This is a genomic window from Yaniella soli, assembly GCF_054782375.1.
On the sequence record NZ_BAAGSP010000037.1, the window covers coordinates 1 to 23,783 of the forward strand.

Genomic DNA, 23,783 nt, shown 5'->3' on the forward strand with positions numbered 1-23,783 from the left:
GAAATCGAAACCCACTACCACTCGACCGACTCCGAGTCTTCAGTGGCAGCCTAGAAATGAAAATACGCAGACCCTCCACAAAACCCGGGACTTGACAGACCAGAATCAACTGCCATTCCAGCGCTTCGACATTGAGCTGGCCGATGGTGTAGCCGATGGACAAACGATACGCTGGGCTGGCGCCATTGATCCTGCCCGGCAGGCACAGCTGTTGGTCTGGAACACGAATGAACAAACCTGGGACGAAGTAGCCACCGGACGCGGACTTGCCGAAGGTCAGCTCATCTTAGCGGGTGAACTCAGCGATGCACATGTCTCCGAAGATACTGCACGAGCCATGGTCATCGCCACCGACCCGTTCTCCGATGACCTCGATGAACCGGTCCAAGACGGTTTCGCTGACTCCGATGAGTATGATTTTTCGATCGCGCATCTGACCGACACCCAATACATTTCCGAAGGTGCCGCAGAAGATAGCTACTCTGAAGAACAACGCGAGGTATGGGCCGACGCCTACTTGGCCACGATGCAATACCTAGCTGACAACCGTGACGAGCACAATCTGGCTTACGTCGCACACACCGGTGATGTCATCGAAAATTGGCACCGTGAAGACTATGACAACGAAGCGGAAATGCGCCAGATCGCCACAGAAGAATATGAATTCGCGGCCGAAGCGCAAGAGATACTGGATGCGGCCGAAATCCCCAACGGGGTGTTACCGGGCAACCACGATAACCGCACCGGCACCGATACCGGCGCTGATGCGATGTTCAATGACTACTTTGGTCCGGAGCGCTATGAAGCGCTAGAAACCACCCGGGGCTGGCAAGACGCCAATGCCTCACACCACCCCTACGCCGAAGGGGATAACAGCAACCACTACGACCTGTTCACCGCCGGTGGCTTAGATTTCATCGCCTTGCATCTGGGATACGGCGTCGATGAAGATGAGGTTGCCTGGGCGAATGAAGTCCTGGAGCAATACTCAGACCGCAACGCGATGGTCATGACGCACGCACACAAGAAGGCCAGCAATGATCAGGCCGGTCGTGGGTCAGCTTTCTCGGTTGACGGTGATCGTATCGATGACGACATTCTCAAACAGCACGATAACGTGTTTTTGGTTCTCTCCGGACACGAACACGGTGTCAGCATTGATGTGCGACAAGATGTCGGGAGCCAAAACAACCACGTCGTTGAATTATTGGCTGACTACCAACGATATCTGGTCACCGCGGATGAACTGGGCTTAAGCGGTGTGGATGGTCTTACCGCCGAAGACACGTTGCGTTTTGGGGCCTCGTTTTTCCGCATGCTGCAGTTCGATGTGGATCGTTCCGAATTGATCGTTGACACCTATTCTCCACTGTTAAATAACTTTGGCGCCACCGAGTACGATTCGGATGAACGCTACAACGGGACCGAAGATGACACACGCCTGCCCATCCAACTGACATCGCGCACCACCAGTTTCGAGACCGAAAACGTCATGGTCACTTCACCGACCGACACGGTCATTGGTGAAGCCACCGCACAGTCCGGCTGGCCCGCCAGTGTGGAATGGGCTGGACTCGAAGAAGGCGAAACCTATGCCTGGTATGCCACCAGCGTTGATACCGCCACGGGTGAAGAACTGGCAGCCGGCCAGGTCGATCACATGGGTGTATTCACCGCGGTAGCCGCCGGAACCGACACCGAAGCACCAGAGCTTCAGGTTCCTGCCGATCCGATCTCGGTTGCCGCAGGCGACACGTTTGATCCCATGGAGGGTGTGGAAGCCACCGATAACACGGACGGAGACGTCACCGACGCAGTCCAGGTCATCGGTTCGGTCGATACTGAAACTCCGGGTATCTATACCCTCACCTATGTGGTCGAAGATGCGAACGGTAACCAGGCAATCGCCAGCCGCTCTGTGACCGTGACTGAAGCCGAAAGCAGTGACGGCACCGGGGCCGGGGAGAACCAAGACGGTGAGGATACCGGAAATGGCGAAGGCAACGGGGACGCAGAGCAGAACGGGGGAGAACCCGACGGCGAAGCCCCGGGAGGGTCTGGTTCCAGTGATTCGGGCGAGAGTACAGGTACTGACAAACAGGCCGATGATGCTGAGTCAGTCGACACCGTTAGTTCAGCAGACGCGCACGATGAGACAGGGTTGTTGGCCAGCACTGGTACTCAACGCACCATTGCCCTTATTGTTGCAGGGCTGCTGAGTGTAGGAGCCGGCACCACGGCTTGGTTCATCTCCCACCGACGCAAAACGGTAAACTAACCGGCAATCGCCTCGAAGCTCACAGGAATGCGGGCGGCGGCCGTTATCTATCACGTTGTTCAATCCAGACGTGTTTCGATAGCGGCCGCCGACCTCTTTAAGGCGGTGTGGGTTCGGGGCTCGGCAGTGATACTTATTTGGTTTTAGTTTTGTTCGGGCTTGCTAAACACCTGGCTAAAGTGAGCCCGGTAAGCGCCGCAGGGTTGTTCGCTGTCTCATCCGCGCGCTCGTTCGGTTGCGGAACTCGCTGGTGGTGTCGGTGCTATGGATCATTCCCCGTTGGGACCCACACCCCTGGGATTTTCCAGTGCGATGTTGTAGACAGGAACGGGCGGCCGCCGCCCCCGGTCGCCTGCTAGGACCATGTGCCGTGCCCAGGCACAGCAAGGAGTGATTGTGACCAACGCATTGGATTTCACCGACAAGACTGTAATAATCACCGGAGCAGCCTCCGGCATCGGCCGCGCCACCGCCCGGCTTTTGGCCGACAACGGCGCCAAGATAGTGATCGGCGATGTGGACGACCAGGCCAACGAGACCGTGGACCTCATCACCCACGGCGGCGGAACCGCCCAATTCGTCAAGACTGATGTCACCTCAGCGGCCGACGTGCAGAACCTCGTCCAAACGGCGGTGGACACCCACGGCAGGATCGACGTGGCCTTCAACAATGCTGGCATCCTGCCGCCCGTGGCCCGTTTCGTGGACCAGACCGAGAAGGATTTTGATAAGACTATCGCCGTCGACCTCAAGGGCGTGTTTCTTTCCCTGAAGTACGAGATCGAGGCCATGTTGAAGACCGGCGGAGGCGCTATCATCAATACCGCCTCCGTGGCTGGCCTCATTGCAGACCCGGACATGGCCCCCTACGTGGCCGCCAAGCACGGCGTGGTGGGTCTGACCCGTTCGGCCGCGTACGACCACGGCAAAGATGGGATCCGCGTCAACGCACTGGCTCCGGGCCTGGTCGAGACCGGGATGACCGAGGTCTGGCGCAAGGACCCGGAGAAATGGGATGCCGTCACCTCAAACAACTTCTTAAACAAGGCCGCGTCTCCGGAAGAGATCGCAGGCATGGTGCTGTTCCTGGCTAGCGATCTGGCCGGATTCGCCACCGGTGGAGTGTACCCCGTGGACGGCGGCCAGACCGCGCGCTGACCCTGGTCAACGCCGACTCCCCGGGCCGAGAAGAAGCCATCTGTGACGATCAGGCACGGATGGCTTCTTGGCCATCGATAATCGCAGTACAGATTTGGCCGTAGGTATTTTTCAGACGTCGTTGTTTCGAGCCTCTGCGGTGTGCACCCAACTGAACGGCATGACGGGCGTGTCATAGTGTTGCCACACAGATTTGGATTTTGGGAGTGCCGACGCTATCCTGAACGGTGTTCAGTGAACAGTGTTCAGTATGTCTGCGAATGGAGTCCTATGACGGCTAGGATTTTGGCACGTATCGCCGTATTTGCTGCCCTGACGGCCGGCCTAGGTCTGTTGGGATCGTTTACCGTCGGTGGCGTTGTACCGATCACGTTGCAAACCCTCGGGGTAATGCTCGCCGGTGCGGTGCTCGGTCCATGGCGTGGCGCCGCCTCAATGGCGCTGCTGATTCTTGGTGTTGCACTCGGGCTGCCGCTATTGGCCGGCGGCCGCGGCGGCCTGGGGGTCTTCGTCTCACCGACCGCCGGTTACCTCATTGGTTGGCTAGTCGCACCGATCGTCATTGGTCTCATCGTTGGTCGCCGTCCCCTCTGGTGGCGAGTCGCGTTGGGCTCGGTCATCGGTGGCATTCTCGTGATCTACCTGTTCGGCATCCCCGTTCAGGCCTGGTTCACCCAGCTCACCATCGGCGAGACGATCATTACCTCCCTGGTGTTCCTGCCGGGCGATCTGATCAAAGTCGCAATCGCCACCGTGGTGACCATGGGACTGTATCGCGCCTATCCGCGCGCCTTTGAAAGAGCACCACGTGCGGCTCACTCCAATTGATGCGCCAGATGCGCTCGATGCGTTGACCCAAGCGCTCGCGGTTCGTGATGCCGGCGGCGTTCCGCTGATCCTCGACCCGAGAGCGCACGTACCCCAGGGATCGCTGGCCTTCGATCTGCCACAGGACGCCGCGTGGGCTACACTAACGTCCGGTACGACCGGTGCTCCAAAGATCGTGGTGCGGACGGCCGCCAGTTGGGAGGCTGCGTTCGGACCGCTCAACGCCGAACTCGGATTGCAACCCGGCGACGGTCTCTGGATGCCGGTCCACCAAGTCTCATCGATGGCCCTGTTTTCTGCTGCGTGGGCACATGAATCCGGCCTCGAACTGATTGTTCCTCAGAAGGACCCGGGGTTGGACCGTGCCGCGGTCGCACACGTGACACCCGCCTGGTTGGGACGCATGCTCGACCTGATCGAAGCCGGTGAACCAACGACCGTACACACCGTGTTGGTCGGCGGCGACCACGTGCCCGAAGCGCTGCTGGTCCGCGCCCGGCAAGCAGGCCTCCGCACGATCACCTACGCCGGTGCCGCCGAACTGAGCTTTGTGGCTTGGGATCGGGGCGACGGTCTCCGAGCATTCGACGGCGTGTCGATCAGAACCAGCGAAGGACAGCTCTGGGTCGCCAGCCCGCAAATGGCCTTGGGCGTGCTCGGCGGCACGCTCGAGCACGAGACTCTTGAGGGTATCGAGTGGGCAACCGTCGGAGACCGCGTCACCGAACACAACGGTGTCCTGGAATTTCTCGGTCGGGCAGACGGTGCCATTCTGACTGCCGGAGCCACTGTGATTCCCACCGATGTTGAAGCGATCATCGCCCAACACCCCGGCATCACCGCCAGCTTGGTGCTGGGTGAGCCGGATGCCCTTCTAGGTCAGCGTGTTGTTGCCTGGTACGAAGGCGACGCAACCATTCCTGAGCTACGCGACTGGGTGCGCTCGCGGTTGCCCAAAGCCTCCCGCCCGCTCCAATGGCATCGAGTGGATCGGCTCGCCCGCACGGCGTCGGGTAAGATTCGGCGAGTAGTTCCGGAGGATTCATGACCCGCATTGTCATCACCGCAGGTGCTCGCACCGCGATGACCGGTTGGCACCGTGCCCAAGCACAACTGAGCGACGCACAGTTGGCAGCCACCGTGTTTCGGGCCCTGCCGGACCAGCCCTCGGCAATATTCATGGGTAATGCCGTCGGTGCCGGTGGCAATATTGCCCGCATTGCGGGGTTGGCTGCCGGGTGGGAAACTTCGGGTGCGGTCACCTGTGATGCCCAATGTGGTTCGAGCCTCGTGGCCATCGGTCAGGCCGCAGCGCACGTGAAATTTACCGGCCAAACCGTTGTCGCAGGTGGCGTGGAATCGCCCTCGACCGCCTGGCCCGACGGCCAACGCACCCAGGCGGCGTTTACTCCAGAGGGTTTCGCCGATCCCGACATGACCGAAGCCGCAGACCAAATTGCTATCAATGACGGGCTGACCCGGCAGCAGCAGGAAGCCTACGCGGTGCAAAGTCATCAGAGGGCCCTGGCTCATCGGTCGGCTTATGTAGTGGGTGACCACGTTGATGATGGTCCGCGTGATGTCACCAAACTTGTGGGACGGCTCGGCGTCGTCACCGACCATCCATCGGCAACCGTGACCGGACTGTCTGCAGCACGCATTGCCGATGCCGCCGCGGCGATCCAGCTCGCGCCGGACACCGGCCAGCCCCATCTCGGTGTAGAAGTGGTGGATTATCGACTCGTCGGTGCGGATCCAGCATTGCCGGGTATCGGTGCCGTCCCCGCTATTGAAGCACTCCTGACCGCCCAGCATCTGAGCCTGCCCGACATCAGAGTGGTCGATATTGTTGAGGCCTATGCTGCCCAAGTCCTTGCAACCTGTCAGCGACTTGGGCGTGATCCCGCTGACGTGAACCTCCACGGCGGGGCACTGGCGCACGGCCACCCCTGGGCCGCATCCGGAGCGATCGCCCTACTGACTACCATCGAACAACTCCAATCGGCGCCATCGGGGACCTATGGTCTGACGGCGGCGGCCATCGCCGGTGGCATGGGCGCGGCCGTATTGGTGAGGACACTATGATCGAGTTGCAAAACGTCACAGTCACAGCCAAACCAGACGCGGTGCTCCTCGACGACGTATCGCTGACCCTCGATGCCCCGACGACGGCGATCATCGGTGAAAACGGTTCGGGCAAATCCACGCTGGCCAAAGTACTCGCCGGACTCCTCGACTACACCGGCTCGGCCACCATCAACGACGTCGAAATCTCCACCGGTCGCAAACACCTCACCGGCCGGGTCGGGATGATCATCGCCAATGCGGCCGCCCAGGTCATCATGCCATCCGTCGCCGAAGATGTTGCCCTGTCGCTACGCCACCTTCCCAAAGACCAACGCCCCGCCAAACTCGATGCGGTCCTGGCAGAACACGATCTGACCGACCTGGCGGATCGCCCCGCGCTGAGCCTGTCGTCGGGACAACTGCAGCGTCTCGCGCTCGCCTCGGTACTGGCCACCAACCCCGAGGTGCTCATTGCCGACGAACCCACCACCATGCTGGACGCCCGATATGCCAAACTCGTGGAGCATCAACTCTTTGCGTCACCCGAACGTCAGGTCGTGTTGATTACCCACGATATGGCCCTGGCGGCTCGATGCGACGACATCATCTGGGTCCACGACGCCACAATCGCCCACCGCGGGCCAGACGCTATCCAACAGTATCTGGAGCACATCGGCTAATGCTCTCGCTGTACTATCCGACCGGCTCGCTGCTCCATCGGGCACCGACATGGCTCAAACTGGCCATCTTGGCGTTGGGCTCCATCGCATTATTCTGGGTTCCGGACACATTCTGGTCGGCGCTTATCGTTGCCATACCGTTGCTCGGATACCTTCTCGCGAGACTTCCCCTGCGTATTCTCGGCACCGACCTATTCCGCATGTCGTGGCTGCTGATCTTTTTGCTCATCACCCAGCTGATTTTCAACGAACCCGCGGTAGCCACCACGGTCATGGCACGGCTCACCACCATCATCTTGGCAGCTCAACTGTTTACCCGCACCACAAAAATCCAGCACCTCATCACCACCGTTGAGGGGCTCGCGAGACCACTGAAACCCCTCGGTGTGAACCCCTATAAAGTGGCCCTGGCCGTCGCGCTGATGTTGTCAGCCCTGGGACAGATCGTCGGCTTTATTCGACAAGTGCGTGATGCCCAACGCGCTCGCGGTGTGAAGTTGGCGCCATGGTCGTGGGTCGTACCCGTATTGGTGTTGTCGCTCAAGCACGCTGATGATGTCGCTGACGCCCTCGTCGTTCGGGGATTGGATTAGAAAATCCGTTTCGGCGCGCAAAACGGGCAATTGTCCGGATTCTTTCAGGATCGCGATTACACTTAATCCTGCCAACAACCGAACGGGGACAATAATGGTAAATGTAAAAATTCTGCCCGATAAAACACATGCGTCTGAAGAAGTCGCACAGATCCTGCACGATTTGATTGTTGAAAAACCAAATGCAGTGATTGGTGTTGCAACCGGTTCAACCCCAGAAGGCGCCTACGAACGCCTGGCAGAGAAAATCAAAGAACACAACACCGACGTCTCCCAGCTGCGATTCTTTGCACTGGATGAATACGTCGGCATCTCATGGGATCATCCAGAGTCCTACCACGCTGTCATCAACCGGACCGTGACCGTCCCGCTGGGCGTTGATCCGTCGCAGGTGAATGTTCCCGAAGCCCCCGACGACGCGCCCGTCGGCTCGGTCGAGTCGTACGATGAGAAAATTGCTGCCGCCGGTGGTATCGATCTTCAACTGCTGGGCATCGGACGCAACGGCCACATCGGTTTTAACGAACCCGGTACACCGTTTGATGCACCCACCCACGTTGGTGAACTGACAAACATCACACGTGAAGACAACTCGCGTTTCTTTGAGGGCGGCGTCGATGAGGTGCCACCGACGGCCATCACCCAGGGCATTGGTACTATTCTGAAGTCCCGGCAAGCCATTTTGATGGCATTCGGTGAGGCCAAAGCGGATGCGATTCGCGACTCGCTGGCCACCCCACCGGCTGAAGATCGTCCAGGTTCCTCATTGCAGCATCACAGCAATTGTGTGCTGTATTTGGACGAAGCCGCCGCCGCGAAGATTGAAGACTAGTTGAAGAAGCGTTCGGGTCTCCTCATTGGTGCAACCATCGGCCTCTTTGTGCTGGCCGGTTGTGCCGGGGGAGGCCTTAACGATCCGGATATTGATCCGAATTTTGAGTCGCTCGAAGGCTCCTATGATTCGACCACTGGTGATTCCACACCGCAGCACCCTAACGGTGCTGAGAGCAGCGATGCCTCAGCATCGTTAGAACAGTCGTGTACGGATTACCTCGAGTTCGATCAGGCATCCTCGGATGCGATGGATGCAGCCATTGGGGACGTGTCCGAGATCCCGTCCGCGGATGAAATCTCGGCAGCACGCGAAGTATTCGTTGAGGCACAAGCAGAGATGGAAGCCATCGTGGAAGCGGCCGATGATGCTGCTTTTTTGGCTGAAGCAGAACAGCTGCTGTCGATGTTTGACGCGATGATGACGGTCACCGACCCGGATGCTTCGGCCACCGATGTGATGGGTGTGGCCCAGAGTATTGATGTGGAAGGCACGATCGCTGCTGAAGAGCGGCTGCTGTCAATGTGCCAAGCAGAAGTGGACTAATTGCGAACGCATAACGAGTATGCCTGGCCAGATCACCAGATTTCGTAGGAAGACGGCAACGTTGGCGTGCTGAGCGCTGTAGCGTAATGTGAGGTTTGGGTCCTGTACCTCGCAGCGGCGCCTACAAATTCCGAATCTTGTCGTTAAGTCGTGAAAGAAAAAAGTGTCTTGCGTTTTAGAGCGAAAGTTCGCCACGCTCGAATTGGAACCCATCGGTTTCGTTGGTTTGGCCGGTTGCGACAGTGCCGTGGCTGGCCACTCTAAGGTTTCTGCGATGCTGATTAGGCATACGCCTTGGAGATCCTACAGACGGTAAGAATTGCAACCAGCCCAGACCTCAGCGAGTCAGTTGGCTGGGCTTAAAAACTCGTCTCAAATGTGTGCATTGATTTCGAATAGTGAATTGCTGAGACAGATAAGGAGTGCGTCGACCACACAAAACTGCCGCCGTGATAGGAAATGGTTGAACAGCTCGCTGACCCAAATTCGACATAAGAAGATTAAAAGGAACCGGTCCAAAGTGCAGATCTCGAGGGTGCTTTTGCCGCCCAATTAGAGCTTATCGACCGGCAACACTACGATGTTTCGACGCTCGAGGTTGTGAAGAAGAATCGCACAAGTTGGAAGAAACACCGGAGGCTTGCCGTAAGTATCGGTGCTGACCATGCCGTGGCCACGGGTAGTCTTCGAAACCGAACTCTGTGACGGAACAGAGCAAGACATTACTGACGGCGGTGCACACGTTACGTTTGGCTTCCTCTGCGGATTAGGCATGGACAAATTGTCGCCGCAACTTCTGCATCCGCGTGGGTCGCACTATGGGATCGGCTATGGTGGAGCAGTTAAGCTATACACAATCGATATCATTTCACGTGAAATTAATGTCATTGCCAATCTCGTCGGAACATACAATGACCTCGTTCAACTCATGGCACTGAACGCGGCCGGGAAGGTTGAACCACGCGCTAAGGTATACCCGTTGGATGCAACGTTCGACGTCATGTACGACCTCGGCAACGGGAAATTGGCCGGAACGCGAGGGATTTTGGTGCCATAGGCAGCAACTTCCGAATTGTTATGATAGTTCCAGTCCAGGAGGTTCTGGGCCTGGAACTACGGGTCGTTTGAGCCACCATATGAAGAAACCTGGTGTACAAGATGGGATGTAAGTGTTGATGGCGGCTGCTTCGGGCGGGGCGGATGAATCCACCGCAACGTGGATTTCGAACCAGCTGCGCGAAAGCATCATTTCAGGTGAGCTCGAGCCTGGTAGCCGCTTGCGTCAGCAAGGTTTGGCTCGACAATATGAAGCCTCGAGAATGCCAATCCGTGAAGCCTTGCAACGACTTGAATCTGAAGGATTAGTTTCGGTCGTTGCGCACTCAGGTGCCTGGGTTGCCAGCCTGGACATGGATGAATTTCGTAAAACCTATCAGCTGCGCAACGTCATTGAACCCTTCGCACTAGAGCAATCAATTCCTGGGCTAACACCACAAGATAAGGATTTGATCCAAGATTTATGCATTGAAATTGGTGCTCTCATCCAAGGGCAAGTTGATGTGCAAGAATTTCTGCGTTTGGACCGAGAATTCCACCTAGCTACATATGTCGGATTGGATCATGAGCATTTGGAATCAATCGTTCGTCGGTTGTGGAACACTACACAACCGTATCGGCGAGCCTTGGTCTCCACATTGTCGACGGACCAGTTGGTTGCCACTCATAAGGATCACGAACAGATCGTTGATGCGATTATGCGCCAAGACGTCCGGTCAGCAGGAAAACTGATGTGGGTACATATTCAGCGGACTATCTACCGCATTGAAAACCGTCCTGAAATTCTCGGCTAAGCGTTTGGGTTTCTAGGATCCCAGAGTATAGTGTCAGCATGCTTCTCGTAGGCCTTACCGTTCGGGAAGCTTACGAGCTCAAAATACATGCCCCATGGTGATTTGAAGTAGGCCCATTCCTGTCCCTTGCTGGGGCCAGATGACTGAGTTGGCTGGCCTAGGACTTCTATATCCTGGCTCCGGAGAAATTCGATCGCGGCGTTGAGATTGTCCACATACAACGCCATGTGATGCCCACCTACGTCAGAATTTTGGGGCACAGTCATCCGTTGGTCAGGGGCGTCGTATTGAAACACCTCGAGATTTACCCCTGTGTGTAACCGATAAAAACGGATCTCTTGCATCGTAGTTTCGGGACTAATTTCGAGCTTCTCGGCAATCGCGGGCCCCTTGGGATAGGGGCCCAGCTTATACACGAATGTGGCTCCCAAAATTCGTGTCAGAAAGTCGTGGGCGACCTCGATATCTGGCACAGTAAACCCAATGTGATCGGAACCACGAAGTCCGGGGATGCCATTGGGCGTCGCAGCTTGATTTGCGTCATTGCTCATGTTCATGCTCATGATCCTTTCACATATACGGAATTCACTCCGTGTCTCAAACACGGGCCCGGGAACGCTTAATTGTATCCAAACAGCGATGAATTGATTCGGTAGTTGGGAATATCTGATAACTTTGGATACAATCATACCGAAAAGTCGTGTAGCTCACGATGTCCTGTAGTGCCTAAGGCATATATCGAAAGGTGAAATATGGCCTGGTTAGGAATTTTGGGGATTGTCTTAGGCATCGCCACATTGATTGCCATGGCATTCCGTGGGATTGCTATGGTGCCGACCACGGTTGTCGCATCGCTTGTGGTGATGGTGTTCAACGGGATGGATATCTGGGACGGTTTCCTCGACGGGTTCGGACAGAGCACCGCGAACTATGTTGCGCTCTACATCATCTTGTTCTTCTTGGGAACGCTGTTCGGGGAATTATTGTCGAAATCTGGAGCAGCAAAGTCGATTGCGCTGCAGATGTTGAAGTTGCCGGTGAAGCGCAAGGCCCTGTTGGTCGTGGTGCTGGCTTCGGCGATTTTGTCCTACGGAGGGGTCAACCTATTCGTGATCGTCTTCTCCATCTACCCGATCGCACTTGTGTTATTCAAGGAAGAAGATATTCCGAAACGGCTCTTCCCTGCGGCACTGTTCTTAGGTTCGGCGACTTTTACTATGGTTGCCATCCCCGGTACCCCGGCAATTCAAAACCTCATTCCAGCAGAAACTTTTGGTACCACTGCCTATGCAGCACCGACCATGGGCATCATCGCCTCGGCGGCCATGCTAGGGCTTGGCATATGGTGGCTTTACTGGTCGCAGTCCCGACTGGCGAAAAAGCAAGTAGGGTTTGTTCCCGGCCCACGAGACAATATGGAGAACATAGATATTGACAGCCGCGAGGGCGTGCCCAGTTTTTGGGTATCGATCTTGCCTATCATCATCGTCCTAGCCCTGATCTTCATTCTGAATAACTATCTAGACACTGTTTTTGCAGTGAATATTGCACTAGCCTCCGGGGTGTTGTCGACCACGGCACTGTTCTGGCCGACTTTGAAGGTCGATTATGTCGGTCGACTGAATGCTGGTGGTCATGATGGTCTTACTGCCCTGATGAACACTGCGGTGGTTGTTGGTTTTGGCGGCGTGGTGGCGATGTCGTCCGGATTCGACTCCATTGTTGATTGGACGATGGGGCTGGATATGCACCCGATGATTTCAGGAGCGCTAGCAGTCGGGGTGGTGTCGGCAGCCACCGGTTCAGCTTCGGGCGGTCTGCAAGTATTTTCGGACTCGCTTGGTTCACAATATGTTGAACTCAGTCAGGCACAGGGCGTCTCGCCAGATGCCATGCATCGCGTTTTGGCGATGTCAGCGGCCGGCCTCGATTCCATGCCCTATTCGGGTGGATACATTACTGCCATTACCTATGCACAGCTGACCCACCGAGAATCCTATGGCTATTTCTTCGTTACGAACGTCGTGATTACGTCAATTGGTGCGGTATTGGGAATCCTCTTGTACCTCGGCCTAGGCATCGCCTAAGAAACGCTTCACAAGGAGACTTTGATGACGAACAAAAGATTAGAAATTAACACACCGGCGACAGTTATTACAGCCAGCGAAGCAGACTGGGATGCTGCAACCCCGCAATTCCTGGAAAGCATGCTTGTCCAAATGATCGCGGTGCGATCATTCGAACAGGCGCTACTCGATCTTGCACGACAGGGTCTTGTACACGGCCCCATGCACTCATCGATAGGACAAGAAGGGGCCGCTGTAGGTTCGGTCTTGGCTCTAGCAGATGATGACGGGGTGAACGGCACACACCGTGGCCACCACCAGTTCCTCGCCAAATCGCTGCACTATTTACGTCCAGACGGTATGAACTTAGTCGATGGAGTCAAAGGCGATGACTTAGAACAGTTCTTGTATCGCACGCTGTCAGAGATCATGGGTTTGGCCGATGGTTTTTCCGGCGGACGCGGCGGCTCCATGCACCTTCAGTGGTTAGAAGCCGGTGCCCTGGGGACAAACGCTATTGTTGGTGGTGGCGTACCGCTAGCAGCAGGAAATGCCTGGGCTCAGCGACATGACGCGGAACTCGCTCACCAAAGTAAAGACCCCTTGGATATGCAGGTTACGGTGACCTACTTTGGAGATGGTGCCTCCAACATTGGCTCTACCTTGGAGACGCTGAATCTCGCCGCTGCGTGGAAATTACCGTTGTGCTTCTTCATTGAGAACAACCAGTATGCTGTGGCCACGTTCATTGATGACGTTACTGGGGATGAAGATCTTGCTGCCCGCGGGCCTGGTTTCGGAGTCACGAGTTTCCAAGTTGACGGCATGGACCCTATGGCTGTCTATTTGGCCCAGCGAGAGGCAACGGCTCATATGCGTGCGGGCAAAGGTCCGACGCTCATCGAAGCGAAAACCTACCGCTACTTCCACCAAAATGGTCCCTTCCCCGGTTCGGCATTCGGATACCGCACCAAAGACGAGGAACAATCATGGCGCAACCGTGACGCCATTGAGCTCGTGGCATCTCACATGGAACGCCGTGGACTCATAACAGCTGAGCAACGAGAAGAACTTGCCGCACGTGTGAATGCTTCCGTGGCGGAGATTGTCGACCGCGTTCTCGAACAAGACCCGGCCTCAGACCGCGGCGGGAAACGTGTCATCCCAGGCCTGTGGCCTGATGCTCAGTCGGTAGATGAACATATCCGTGGCGATTACGCTGTTGGGGCGATTCTTGAGGGCAGCCAGCAGCTGCCGCAAGAAGGCGCACAAGACCAGCGATTTAACGACACAATCGCTGCCACCCTCAACCACAGGATGACTGATGATCCAGGCATCGTTGTCATGGGCGAAGATGTTCATGAGCTTGGCGGTGGCACGAACGGTGCGACGAAAGGGCTGAAAGGCCAGTATCCGGACCGTGTTCTTGGTACCCCGATTTCGGAAAATGCCTTTACCGGTCTCGCAGGGGGGCTGTCGATGAACGGCCGATACAAGCCAATTGTCGAATTTATGTACCCTGACTTTATGTGGGTTGCAGGTGACCAAGTCTTTAACCAGATTGGCAAAGCGCGCCACATGTACGGTGGGCAGTCAACAATGCCGGTGGTCCTGCGCACGAAAGTTGCATCCGGTGCCGGTTATGGATCCCAGCATTCTATGGATCCTGCTGGAATATTTGCGACTTCGCCTGGTTGGCGGATCGTTGCTCCTTCGAGCGCTCAAGATTACGTGGGTCTCATGAATACCGCATTGGATTTGGACGACCCTGTACTCGTGCTGGAGCATGTGGATCTGTACCCAAAACGCGAACCGGTACACACTGAACATCTGGATTATCGTTTACCCGTGGGTGTTGCCGACACTGTTCGTGAAGGTACTGATGTGACAGTGCTTAGCTATTTGAACATGGTCCATGTGGCCAGGGATATTGCAGAGGAACACGACCTGATCGATGCCGAGGTCATTGACTTGCGTTGGTTGGACCGAGCTTCGATTGATTGGCAAACCATCAGTGAATCCGTCAAGAAAACAAACGCAGTCCTTATCGTCGAGCAGGGTGCTCAAGGTACTTCGTATGGTGGTTGGTTGGCTGATGAGATTCAGCGACGACTATTTGATTGGTTGGACCAGCCGATTCAGCGTGTAACCGGGTCTGAGGCCTCCCCATCTATTTCCCAGGTCTTGGAATCTGCGGCGAACGCTGATGCCAATGACGTTCGACACGGATTCGACCGTATTGCCCGTGGTCTCGGGCGTAGCTAGAAAGGACACGACATGGCACATCTCATTACTATGCCAGCAGTGGTCGCTGACGCTGAGGACGCTGTTGTTGCTTCTTGGCTTGTCAGTGTTGGCAACGCCATTAAACAGGGGCAGCCCATCGCCGAAGTAGAAACCGAAAAAGCGACGGTCGAAATGGAATCGACTGGTACGGGGACTCTCAGTCGTATCGTCGCGGAAACCGGCGCGGTGGTTGCCGTGGGAGCTCCTATCGCGGGGCTTTTGGAACCCGGTGAGGATGAATCCGCAATCGACCAGCTTATGGCCGAAGCAGACGTTGGTCACGGCACCTCAGAAGTGGCACGAGAACCCGCTGCTCAGCCACAGGCATCCCAGGCGTCACCGACTCCCGAGCAAGCAGGGGCAGATACTTCTGACAGCTCGACTCGGCGCGTTTTTGCGTCGCCCATAGCTCGCAAGAAAGCGAAAGAGGCAGGTATTGCGTTCGAGCATCTCACGGGGTCAGGACCGAATGGTCGAATTATCCGAGCTGATGTTGAGGCTGCAATCGCGAATCAAGCACCCGTCGAGCAGCCCCAGATGCAAGCTACAGTGCAACTTGACGTTTCAACGGAACAGAAATATCGCGCAGAAAAAGCCTCTCCGATGCGAAAAGCGATTGCACGACGACTAACCGAGTCCAAAACCACCGTTCCACACTTCTATCTCGCGGTAGATATAGCGATGGATCAATTGTTGCAGACTCGTTCGAAGGTCAATGATCAGCTAGAAGAGACTGGGCTGCGATTGACCGTCAACGACCTATTAGTAAAAGCGTTGTCGACCGCACTTCTCGAAGTGACGGAGGCCAACGCCACCTGGCATGAGGATACAATCCGGTATTACGAAACCGTCGATATTGCGGTAGCGGTGGCCACCGACGGGGGGCTAATTACGCCGGTTGTCGAAGGTGTAGATCAGCGTTCGTTGTCGTCAATTACGGCTGCGATGAACGACATCAAGGAACGGTCGGCAGCCGGAAAGATTCGTCAAGACGAGCTCGAAGGCGGCACCTTTACACTGTCGAATTTAGGCATGTTCGGTACTCGAGAGTTCTCGGCGATTATTAATCCACCTCACGCGGGCATCATTGCTACTGGGGCAACGGAAGAGCGAGTGGTTGCTGTCGACGGCAAACCTGAAGTGGCCCGGATGATGACAGCAACACTGTCTGCGGATCACCGTGTGGTCGATGGTGCAGTGGGCGCCCGCTTGATGCAATCGTTCAAACGTGTGATTGAAAATCCACTTCGGTTGTTGGTCTAGGAAAGGAAGAGACACATGACATCGAAAACTTCTGTACTGCCGGTCCCTACCGGAGCGGTCATGGCCGTGACCGGTGGTGCCTCTGGGCTTGGTAGAGCCAGTGCTGAAGCATGGATTGCAGGCGGCGGTCGCGTTGTCGTCATGGATATCAATAAAGACGCGATTGGTACGACGGTTGAAGAACTTGGTGAAAGAGCTCGTGGGGTCGTTGCGGACGTGACCAGCAAGGCTTCTGTTGACGCCGCTATAGAGTCTGTGGCCAAGATCGAAGGGCAACTTGATGCTCTGGTGTGCTGCGCCGGCAATGCGCTGCCCGTAGATTCTGCGACAATGACCGATGAACAGTTTGATTCATTGCTGCAGATTCATCTGAACGGGACAATGCGGTGCGCACGTGCAGCCTATCCGTTGCTCAAAGCAAGCCAGGGGACCATCGTCACTGTCTCATCGGTGGCTGGCAGTCATGGGATGCCACGCAGAGCTAGCTACAATACGGTCAAACACGGGCTCATTGGACTAACGAAATCATTGGCCGTCGAATGGGCACCGGACGGTATACGAACCAACGCGGTTGCTCCAGGTTACACTCGAACACCCTTTAACCAGCAGCTCATCGATGAGGGCAAACTAGATATGGATCCAACGGTGGCACGAATCCCCATGGATCGTTGGGCTGAACCACAAGAGATGGCAAATCCCATCGTATTTTTGTCCACTGAGGCTTCATCATTTGTCAATGGGCATACCTTATTTGTTGATGGCGGCATGACAATTGCCGGCGATTGGTACTAAAAGATAGGAAACTTTACAGATGACAAGTGTGTTCTCTCCAACAGCATTTGCGGGTCAGCGAGTTTTGATCACCGGCGCAACCGGTGGCATTGGTACGTTGACGTCGAAACATTTCAAAGCTGCCGGTGCAGAGCTTGTGTTGGCAGACCTGAATGGTGAAGCGTTAGAGGCTTTGGCCGAAGAACTTGGTCGCACTGACGTAACTACTCTAGAGTTTGACGCCACAAATAACTCCGATCGGATGAACCTTGTGGAGACCATTGCCAACCTTGGCGGTGTTAACCATCTAGTGTTAGCAGCGGGCATTTACGAGGAAATCGCGCTTGCGGAGATGTCTGATGATGATATCGTGCGAACCTTGCAGATCAATCTTGTCTCAACTATGCAATTGGTGCGGGATATTGAGCCACAGCTGCAGAACAACGGTTCGATTGTGTTGTTCAGCTCCATGGCCGGTGAACGTGGGTCACGAAACCATTCGCAGTATGCTGCTTCCAAGGGCGGGCTTGTCTCATTCGGCCGTTCAATGGCATGGGAGCTTGGGGAGCGTCAGATCCGAGTCAACGCTGTTACACCAGGAATTATTGCTACTTCCATGACGGAATCGCTGGTAGCTGGTGGCGGCGATGCTTTGCTTAAATCCACACCATTACAACGGTTCGGCGAACCTGAGGAAGTGGCCTCCGCTGCTGTTTTCCTAGCGTCGGAAGCAGCCTCGTTTATCACCGGCATGGTTATGCAAATCAACGGCGGTCTTCATATGGCCTAGGGCAGGCGGTACATCCACGTGACAGCATACGAAACGGTTGCATGGGAAGTTTCTCATCTGTTTCTTCTTGATGGCTCATAAACCTTCTTAGGGTGAATTCATCACCACTAAGTTCGAGTTGTAAGGAGACATCATCATGATGGCGCTGAACCATCGACTGTTGCATGAAATGCAACTCGCGATCATTCTTTAAGCCGTCGATAGGCGAGCATTCTCACCTGTGGCCACATCTCCTAGCCAGCATATCTCAAGTTTTCGCGGCGTACTATTGACCGATGATGCGTTTATCCTTACATTGTTGTAAGTGATGCAACATTCTGACGCCTTAATTCGAACACTTCGCGCTGTGACAGATTCGTCCAACGTTGCTTTGGTAACCCCTCAAGCAACTGTGCTTGAAGCAATGCTAAGTGGTTGGGAAAGTCAGCAGCGCAGTCGAGGATTGCGCCCGGATACGATTGCTGTTCGTCTTCGTCTTATCGTTCGCTTTCAAGAGTTCTCGGGGAAGATGCCGTGGGAGTGGAACGCGCAGGACGTGGAGGAATTTATTTCTGGGGTGGACCAAAGAACGAAGGCCCTCTCAACCATGAGGCATCACCACAACGCTATTAAGACTTTCTGTGCCTATTTGATTGACCCAAACTATGACTGGGTTGAGATTTGTGAAAATCAATTCGGAACTCACCCTGTGCAGGTTTGCCTACCCTGGAACACGGTCGCGCATAAAGCGCAATACGAGGGGTCAGGAAAACGCCGTCCGCTGACATTCGATGAGGTGGAAACTTTATTTGATACCGCCGACGCCAAAGTCGAGGAACTCGCCTTATCTGGTAAGAAAGGGGCGCTGGCTGCACTTCGAGATTCCCAGTTATTCAAGACTGCATACGCATTTGGACTGAGGCGTAATGAATTGGCGCAATTGGATCTCGCAGATCTGCACTACAACACCGAAGCTAAACAATGGGGACGTTATGCAGCTTTACATGTCCGGTGGGGTAAGGCTGCGGGAGGGGGAGCACCTCGACGTCGCACAGTCCTGCTTGTACCAGAATTCGACTGGTGGGTTCCAGGTATGAGGCAGTGGGTTGAGGAGGCCCCCGATCGGTTTGATCCCGGAAACCTAGATGCTATCTGGGTCACCGAACGGCGGACCCGGATCTCGGTGGGCTACCTTGACCGTAGATTTGCCGAGCTACGGGCCGAAGCTGGGTTGCCGAAGGAACTTACCCTGCACAGCCTCAGGCATTCTTATGTCACGCACTTGATCGAACACGGATATGCTGATCGTTTTGTGCAAGAACAGGTAGGCCACCAGCACTCTTCGACGACATCTATATACACTTCTGTCAGTGGAGATTTCAAGAATCGAATACTAGCTCAGGCGCTACGCAAGATTACTGACGAGGAGATTGAGCGATGATTGAGCTGCAAACGAGTTGGAATCTTCGAGCCATCATGGCTTCGAAAGGACTATTCCAGACCACAGATCTTCGTCCCTTACTGGCCGAACGAGGGATAGATCTGTCGCGTGAGCAAGTTTATCGATTGGTGACCACGGCACCTCGACGAATCAGTCTAGAGGTGCTGTCGGCGCTCTGCGATGCCCTCGAATGTTCGAAAGATGAGCTAATAACAACCGAGCGACGTGAAATCGAGGCACCGAAGACGGCGGCTATCGAAGGCAGCAAAGCTCCCATTGGTGACTTACGCCCTGTACGCGCTACGATCAGACGACCGAAGCAGTAACGGACGAGAAACATGGATGCTGTAACGGATGACATTGTTTCGGTCCTTAGGTCTTATGTCCCAGAGATCTCGATCGATGATTTAGCCGAGATCATTGAATCAATCGCCCCGGTCCACCGGACGCGCCGAAGAATGTTCATCGCGATCAGTAAGCGTCCCGGAATATTGACTGGTGCTGACCCTAACGTGCCGACGACCGTTCAGAAGCTCACGGTGGCTTTGAGCGAGGCTGGGGCCGCAGCGATTGTGGTGCCCGGATGTGAACAATGCGAACGTAAGATCTCATTACCCCATCGGGCACCCCAGGGAGGACGTCATTGTTCTCGATGTGAAAAAAACTACCGAGCGAGACCCTGCGCTGGCTGCGGCCAACGGCGACCCATCCATAAAAACCTCAATGGCGAATACTTCTGCAGACCGTGCTGGAGACAGGATTCAAGGTCCTTTGGATTATGCAGTCGGTGCAACTCGACAGTGTCTGTGAAAAAGGCCTTAGACGGGACCTTGGTGTGTGATAGATGTTATAAGGCTCCTGAATCTGAATGTTTCGGCTGTCACCGGATGAATGCGCCGGTATGCTTGTGTGAGACAGGTTGACTCTTCTATGTCTGTCAAGTCCATTGTAAACGTTGATGTTGAGCATTGAGGATTCTGAAAGCTCTGCGGCTGATATAGCGTTTGAGGCAGCGTCGGATTTCGCGATCAGTTTTGTGTTCTTGGCGTCGTTTTTCGACGTAGGCGCGGGTCTCTGCGTCGTGGGTCATTTTGGTGACTGCCACCATATGTAGGGCACTATTGAGCCGTCGATCACCGCCGCGGTTGAGCCTGTGTCTGACGGTGTTCCCAGATGATGCGGGAATGGGGTTCGTTCCGGCCAGGGAGGCGAATTCCGCCTCAGTGCGGACACGTCCGTGATGTGACCACGCAACCAGACACTTGGCCGCACTGATCGCTCGAAAGCCGGGTTCGTCCAGCAGCGGGGCGGCTTCGCTGACTTGGACGAGTTCGGTCAGGTGTTGCTCGTTTGCGCTCAACTGGTCGCTGAGCTCGACCACATGTTTAGCTAAGCGGATGGCTTCAGTGCGAGCTACTGACACAGAGAGTTCCTCCTTGCGCGCCCGCCATTTAGCGATCTGCTCTATCTGGGTTTTGCTCAACGCTTTGCGCGCATCCAACCCCAGGTCGTTGTTGCGAACCACAGCGGTCAGGGCGTTGACTGAGCGGGTACGGTCTTTGGCCATGGATTCGCGCGCGGTGATCAGGATCTGGATAGCCTGACGGACCCCGTCGTTGAGCCGCGGCCGGCGTAACTTCTCTACCCGTAGTGGCAGTGCAGCTGCCACAATACGGTGAGCATCCAAAGTATCGGACTTGCCCACACCCCGGCGTTGTGTGACATCCATGCGGGGTGCTTCGGCCACAGGGTAGCCATGGGAGGCTACGTTGCCAGTCAGGATGGCACCATAAGTGGCTGCGCCTTCAATAACCCACAGCGTGTCGGCATCGGCTTCGGTGCGGCGAGCAACCCAGGCCAAGGCCCGATTGATGCCAGCGGTAGTAGTAGGAAATTCACGGGACTCGACAAACGCGCCGGTCGCAGCGGTCAGGATTGTGTAGACATGTTTTCGGGCGTGGGTGTCAACACCCACAACAAAAGGATGAGTATGGGCGACAATGGACATAGCGGTCGGTGGTCCTTTCCAATGTGAACGGATCTTTGTTTTCGGCCGCATACGGCCGGTACCAGTCCGGGATGCAAAATCACATCGGAACAATCCTGTGACGAGTCACGCTAAGACTTCTTGGCGGACAATCTTCTAATGAAGTTACCGAAGTGGACCGGATAGGTGCCGGCCGACCACCCAGTAATCGGACAAGTCAACCTCAAGGCATCCATACGGAGCCAGGTAGGAGCTGAGTCACAACCATCGGACGGAACGGCCTGCACCTATCCTGTCAGCCAGTCCCAGACCAGCTACCTCCAAGTCTCACAAGTAGGAGCCTTACTCATCGTGACAGAGCGAAAGAAATACACTGCTGAGTTCAAACAGCGGGCCGTGGATCTGGTGATTGATTCCGGTCGGCCGATTGCTCAGGTCTGTGTGGATATTGGTGTTAATGAAGGCACCTTGGGAAATTGGGTGCGCAAATATCGCCAGGAGCACCCGGAAGCATTTGCTGATGACAAGCCGGAATCGGTGACGTATGCCGAGCATCAGCGGGTTCTGAAGGAGAATGCCAAGCTGAAACAGGAGGTGGAATTCCTCTCAGAAGTCAGCTCCTTCTTTGCAGCGAAGCAACAGTCGTAGATTTTTACGAGTTCATCGAAGCAGAGAAGGACACCTATTCTATTGCCATGATGTGCCGCGTGCTGGGCGTCTCGCGGGCTTCGTTTTATCGGTGGCGTCACCCCAAACCACCATCAGCCCAGCAGGTGCGCCACCAACAGCTGGTGGCGGCGGTCAAAGCCGAGTACACCGCCGCTGAAGGCATGGCAGGCCGGCGCCAGCTGACCCGGCTGCTGAACACCAAAGGCGTCGATATCTCGGAATCCACTGTGGGTGCCATTATGCGTGCCCATGATTTACGAGCCATCCGCACCACCGTGTGGAAACAGACTACCGTCCAAGACCCGCAAGCCAGAACGGAACATATTGTCAACCATATGGTCGATGACCATGGCGACCGGGATTTTTCGTCCGATACGCCGGGGGCCAGACTGGTCGGCGATATAACGTATTTAAAGACAGCTTGGATTCCAGTCATCGTTGCAACACTGGATAACTTAGCTATCTTCCAGTAAAGCATGAAGTCGTTCAGTAGGGGTATCCCAGTCCAAGCTTTTGCGTGGTCTTTCATTGAGTTCTGCAGCAACACGTTGGAGGTCCTCGGGGCTGTGCTGCGAGAGATCGGTACCTTTCGGAAAGTACTGTCGCAATAGCCCGTTGGTGTTCTCGTTGCTGCCGCGTTGCCACGGACTTCCCGGATCGCAGAAGTACACATCCATCTGGGTTGCACCACGAAACGCTGCATGATCGGACATCTCTGCGCCTTGGTCCCATGTCAAGGAACGGCGTAATCCTAAAGGCATTTTGTTGACGGTATCGATGAGGCCATCGCGCACAGTTTCGGCAGTATGGTCATGCGGCAGATGGATCAGTGAAACGGCCCTGCTGGAGCGCTCAACCATCGTCCCAATCGCTGACCGGCCCATCTTCCCGATGATGAGATCTCCCTCCCAGTGTCCCGGAACTGTCCTATCTTCAGCTTCTGGAGGTCGTTGTGCAATAGGCACCAGAGGTTGTGTAAAACGGCTGGTTCGTTGTGCCGGATCACGCCTGGGTTTTCTTATTGTTCGTCCCTGACGCATCGCTGTCTTGAGCTGTCGTGGCAATGCAAGACTGCCCTGCGCATAGATTGCCTGGTAGATCGTCTCCGTGCTGGCCCGCATGCTGTGATCATCAGGAAAATCTTTCATCAGCCGATGACTGATCTGCTCCGGCGACCACTTCGTGGTAAGTTTCTGAGCCACATAGCTGCGCAAACCACCTTCGGAGGCAAGTTTGCGTTCACGCACTCTGGGACGCCGTGACGCGGCAAGTCGATGTGCTGCATACGGTAGATACCCAACCGGTGTGGCCGTGTTGCGTACCAGCTCTCGACTGATCGTCGAGGCGCTTCGTCCCAGGGTCCGCCCTATTGCCCGCATCGATTCACCCTGTCTATATAAATCGTGGATCTGTTCGCGTTCGTTCAAGCTGAGATAGCGAGCATCGATCACCGTTTCAAGGCGAGCAAGATCAACTGGTGCGCCTCTGGTGTAGGTGTCACGTGGATTCTTCACATTCTTGAGTATTGCAGCTTTGTTGTACCGCACGACCCGTCCATCAGGGTAGAGGCGCCCTCCGGTGATCTGGGTAATGCCTTTGTCTCAGTCTTGTGCTGTGCGTTTGTCGACCCCGACCCGTTTGGCGGCTCCTGCACGGCTCAAGCCTCCAGCTCGCAGATCTCGGAACCTTGCGCGTTGAG

General features: G+C 55.6%; 22 protein-coding genes and 1 pseudogene. 20 read left to right on the forward strand and 3 right to left on the reverse strand.

What is annotated here, in order from left to right; all coding sequences use genetic code 11:
• The first annotated feature begins 91 nt into the window (after positions 1 to 91).
• From ACYVJT_RS13870 to ACYVJT_RS13920, 11 genes are all read left to right on the forward strand, one after another.
• Entirely contained in the window at positions 92 to 2,278 is a 2,187-nt protein-coding gene (locus tag ACYVJT_RS13870) for an immunoglobulin-like domain-containing protein (protein ID WP_343959549.1), read from the forward strand.
• A 396-nt stretch (positions 2,279 to 2,674) separates the two neighbouring features.
• Positions 2,675 to 3,436, forward strand: a complete 762-nt coding sequence (locus ACYVJT_RS13875) for an SDR family NAD(P)-dependent oxidoreductase (protein ID WP_343959551.1) — start codon at positions 2,675 to 2,677, stop codon at positions 3,434 to 3,436.
• Positions 3,437 to 3,706: 270 nt separating this feature from the next.
• Positions 3,707 to 4,264, forward strand: a complete 558-nt coding sequence (locus ACYVJT_RS13880; protein WP_343959553.1) for a biotin transporter BioY — start codon at positions 3,707 to 3,709, stop codon at positions 4,262 to 4,264.
• On the forward strand, positions 4,245 to 5,312 hold the full coding sequence (locus tag ACYVJT_RS13885) for an AMP-binding enzyme (protein WP_343959555.1): 1,068 nt from the start codon (positions 4,245 to 4,247) through the stop codon (positions 5,310 to 5,312). Before ACYVJT_RS13880 ends, ACYVJT_RS13885 begins: the two co-directional genes overlap by 20 nt.
• Complete coding sequence (locus ACYVJT_RS13890) at positions 5,309 to 6,349, forward strand: thiolase family protein (RefSeq protein WP_343959557.1); 1,041 nt, start codon at positions 5,309 to 5,311, stop codon at positions 6,347 to 6,349. Before ACYVJT_RS13885 ends, ACYVJT_RS13890 begins: the two co-directional genes overlap by 4 nt.
• Entirely contained in the window at positions 6,346 to 7,011 is a 666-nt protein-coding gene (locus ACYVJT_RS13895) for an energy-coupling factor ABC transporter ATP-binding protein (protein WP_343959559.1), read from the forward strand. The genes ACYVJT_RS13890 and ACYVJT_RS13895 overlap by 4 nt, the downstream gene beginning before the upstream one ends.
• Complete coding sequence (locus ACYVJT_RS13900) at positions 7,011 to 7,604, forward strand: energy-coupling factor transporter transmembrane component T family protein (RefSeq protein WP_343959561.1); 594 nt, start codon at positions 7,011 to 7,013, stop codon at positions 7,602 to 7,604. Before ACYVJT_RS13895 ends, ACYVJT_RS13900 begins: the two co-directional genes overlap by 1 nt.
• Before the next feature lie 94 nt (positions 7,605 to 7,698).
• On the forward strand, positions 7,699 to 8,436 hold the full coding sequence (locus tag ACYVJT_RS13905) for a glucosamine-6-phosphate deaminase (RefSeq protein ID WP_343959563.1): 738 nt from the start codon (positions 7,699 to 7,701) through the stop codon (positions 8,434 to 8,436).
• Complete coding sequence (locus tag ACYVJT_RS13910) at positions 8,437 to 8,982, forward strand: hypothetical protein (protein WP_343959565.1); 546 nt, start codon at positions 8,437 to 8,439, stop codon at positions 8,980 to 8,982.
• A gap of 664 nt (positions 8,983 to 9,646) precedes the next feature.
• The gene (locus ACYVJT_RS13915) at positions 9,647 to 10,039 is read left to right on the forward strand and encodes an MDR/zinc-dependent alcohol dehydrogenase-like family protein (RefSeq protein ID WP_343959568.1); all 393 of its coding nucleotides are present in this window, start codon (positions 9,647 to 9,649) and stop codon (positions 10,037 to 10,039) included.
• A 118-nt stretch (positions 10,040 to 10,157) separates the two neighbouring features.
• On the forward strand, positions 10,158 to 10,832 hold the full coding sequence (locus tag ACYVJT_RS13920) for a GntR family transcriptional regulator (protein WP_343959570.1): 675 nt from the start codon (positions 10,158 to 10,160) through the stop codon (positions 10,830 to 10,832).
• Here the strand turns inward: ACYVJT_RS13920 and ACYVJT_RS13925 are convergent.
• Positions 10,829 to 11,383, reverse strand: coding sequence for a VOC family protein (locus tag ACYVJT_RS13925; RefSeq protein ID WP_343959573.1), 555 nt, complete (start codon positions 11,381 to 11,383; stop codon positions 10,829 to 10,831). The genes ACYVJT_RS13920 and ACYVJT_RS13925 overlap by 4 nt on opposite strands.
• A 201-nt stretch (positions 11,384 to 11,584) precedes the next feature.
• Between ACYVJT_RS13925 and ACYVJT_RS13930 the strand changes: the two genes are divergently transcribed.
• From ACYVJT_RS13930 to ACYVJT_RS13960, 7 genes are all read left to right on the forward strand, one after another.
• Positions 11,585 to 12,919: a GntP family permease gene (locus ACYVJT_RS13930; RefSeq protein WP_343959575.1), complete on the forward strand. Its 1,335-nt coding sequence runs from the start codon at positions 11,585 to 11,587 to the stop codon at positions 12,917 to 12,919.
• A gap of 24 nt (positions 12,920 to 12,943) precedes the next feature.
• Positions 12,944 to 15,163, forward strand: coding sequence for an alpha-ketoacid dehydrogenase subunit alpha/beta (locus ACYVJT_RS13935; RefSeq protein ID WP_343959577.1), 2,220 nt, complete (start codon positions 12,944 to 12,946; stop codon positions 15,161 to 15,163).
• Positions 15,164 to 15,175: 12 nt separating this feature from the next.
• Positions 15,176 to 16,447 carry a dihydrolipoamide acetyltransferase family protein gene (locus ACYVJT_RS13940; RefSeq protein ID WP_343959579.1) on the forward strand — a complete coding sequence of 424 codons (1,272 nt, stop codon included), beginning with the start codon at positions 15,176 to 15,178 and terminating at the stop codon, positions 16,445 to 16,447.
• Positions 16,448 to 16,462: 15 nt separating this feature from the next.
• Positions 16,463 to 17,239: an SDR family NAD(P)-dependent oxidoreductase gene (locus ACYVJT_RS13945; protein ID WP_343959581.1), complete on the forward strand. Its 777-nt coding sequence runs from the start codon at positions 16,463 to 16,465 to the stop codon at positions 17,237 to 17,239.
• A 19-nt stretch (positions 17,240 to 17,258) separates the two neighbouring features.
• On the forward strand, positions 17,259 to 18,008 hold the full coding sequence (locus ACYVJT_RS13950; RefSeq protein WP_343959584.1) for an SDR family NAD(P)-dependent oxidoreductase: 750 nt from the start codon (positions 17,259 to 17,261) through the stop codon (positions 18,006 to 18,008).
• Positions 18,009 to 18,354: 346 nt separating this feature from the next.
• Positions 18,355 to 19,428 carry a tyrosine-type recombinase/integrase gene (locus tag ACYVJT_RS13955; RefSeq protein WP_343959586.1) on the forward strand — a complete coding sequence of 358 codons (1,074 nt, stop codon included), beginning with the start codon at positions 18,355 to 18,357 and terminating at the stop codon, positions 19,426 to 19,428.
• Entirely contained in the window at positions 19,425 to 19,754 is a 330-nt protein-coding gene (locus ACYVJT_RS13960) for a helix-turn-helix domain-containing protein (protein WP_343959588.1), read from the forward strand. The genes ACYVJT_RS13955 and ACYVJT_RS13960 overlap by 4 nt, the downstream gene beginning before the upstream one ends.
• Before the next feature lie 611 nt (positions 19,755 to 20,365).
• Here the strand turns inward: ACYVJT_RS13960 and ACYVJT_RS13965 are convergent.
• On the reverse strand, positions 20,366 to 21,436 hold the full coding sequence (locus ACYVJT_RS13965; RefSeq protein WP_343959590.1) for an IS110 family RNA-guided transposase: 1,071 nt from the start codon (positions 21,434 to 21,436) through the stop codon (positions 20,366 to 20,368).
• Between the two features lie 330 nt (positions 21,437 to 21,766).
• Here ACYVJT_RS13965 and ACYVJT_RS13970 point away from each other — a divergent pair, with 330 nt between their 5' ends.
• Together ACYVJT_RS13970 and ACYVJT_RS13975 are read left to right on the forward strand one after the other, a co-directional pair.
• Positions 21,767 to 22,063 carry a transposase gene (locus ACYVJT_RS13970; protein ID WP_343959592.1) on the forward strand — a complete coding sequence of 99 codons (297 nt, stop codon included), beginning with the start codon at positions 21,767 to 21,769 and terminating at the stop codon, positions 22,061 to 22,063.
• A 47-nt stretch (positions 22,064 to 22,110) separates the two neighbouring features.
• A complete protein-coding gene (locus ACYVJT_RS13975; RefSeq protein WP_343959595.1) occupies positions 22,111 to 22,557 on the forward strand; it encodes an IS3 family transposase in 447 nt (148 codons plus the stop codon).
• Here the strand turns inward: ACYVJT_RS13975 and ACYVJT_RS13980 are convergent.
• Positions 22,540 to 23,745: pseudogene (locus ACYVJT_RS13980) on the reverse strand (IS30 family transposase). The gene ACYVJT_RS13975 and the pseudogene ACYVJT_RS13980 sit on opposite strands and share 18 nt — an antisense overlap.
• Positions 23,746 to 23,783 lie beyond the last annotated feature (38 nt).

Bases quoted from the DNA above. Each gene is read 5' to 3' on its own strand.
- ACYVJT_RS13940 (WP_343959579.1), top strand. From the start codon at position 15,176: ATGGCACATCTCATTACTATGCCAGCAGTGGTCGCTGACGCTGAGGAC.
- ACYVJT_RS13975 (WP_343959595.1), top strand. From the start codon at position 22,111: ATGATGTGCCGCGTGCTGGGCGTCTCGCGGGCTTCGTTTTATCGGTGG.
- ACYVJT_RS13900 (WP_343959561.1), top strand. From the start codon at position 7,011: ATGCTCTCGCTGTACTATCCGACCGGCTCGCTGCTCCATCGGGCACCG.
- ACYVJT_RS13905 (WP_343959563.1), top strand. From the start codon at position 7,699: ATGGTAAATGTAAAAATTCTGCCCGATAAAACACATGCGTCTGAAGAA.
- ACYVJT_RS13915 (WP_343959568.1), top strand. From the start codon at position 9,647: ATGCCGTGGCCACGGGTAGTCTTCGAAACCGAACTCTGTGACGGAACA.
- ACYVJT_RS13925 (WP_343959573.1), bottom strand. From the start codon at position 11,383: ATGAGCAATGACGCAAATCAAGCTGCGACGCCCAATGGCATCCCCGGA.
- ACYVJT_RS13965 (WP_343959590.1), bottom strand. From the start codon at position 21,436: ATGTCCATTGTCGCCCATACTCATCCTTTTGTTGTGGGTGTTGACACC.
- ACYVJT_RS13935 (WP_343959577.1), top strand. From the start codon at position 12,944: ATGACGAACAAAAGATTAGAAATTAACACACCGGCGACAGTTATTACA.
- ACYVJT_RS13880 (WP_343959553.1), top strand. From the start codon at position 3,707: ATGACGGCTAGGATTTTGGCACGTATCGCCGTATTTGCTGCCCTGACG.
- ACYVJT_RS13960 (WP_343959588.1), top strand. From the start codon at position 19,425: ATGATTGAGCTGCAAACGAGTTGGAATCTTCGAGCCATCATGGCTTCG.
- ACYVJT_RS13950 (WP_343959584.1), top strand. From the start codon at position 17,259: ATGACAAGTGTGTTCTCTCCAACAGCATTTGCGGGTCAGCGAGTTTTG.
- ACYVJT_RS13920 (WP_343959570.1), top strand. From the start codon at position 10,158: ATGGCGGCTGCTTCGGGCGGGGCGGATGAATCCACCGCAACGTGGATT.
- ACYVJT_RS13945 (WP_343959581.1), top strand. From the start codon at position 16,463: ATGACATCGAAAACTTCTGTACTGCCGGTCCCTACCGGAGCGGTCATG.
- ACYVJT_RS13930 (WP_343959575.1), top strand. From the start codon at position 11,585: ATGGCCTGGTTAGGAATTTTGGGGATTGTCTTAGGCATCGCCACATTG.
- ACYVJT_RS13895 (WP_343959559.1), top strand. From the start codon at position 6,346: ATGATCGAGTTGCAAAACGTCACAGTCACAGCCAAACCAGACGCGGTG.
- ACYVJT_RS13890 (WP_343959557.1), top strand. From the start codon at position 5,309: ATGACCCGCATTGTCATCACCGCAGGTGCTCGCACCGCGATGACCGGT.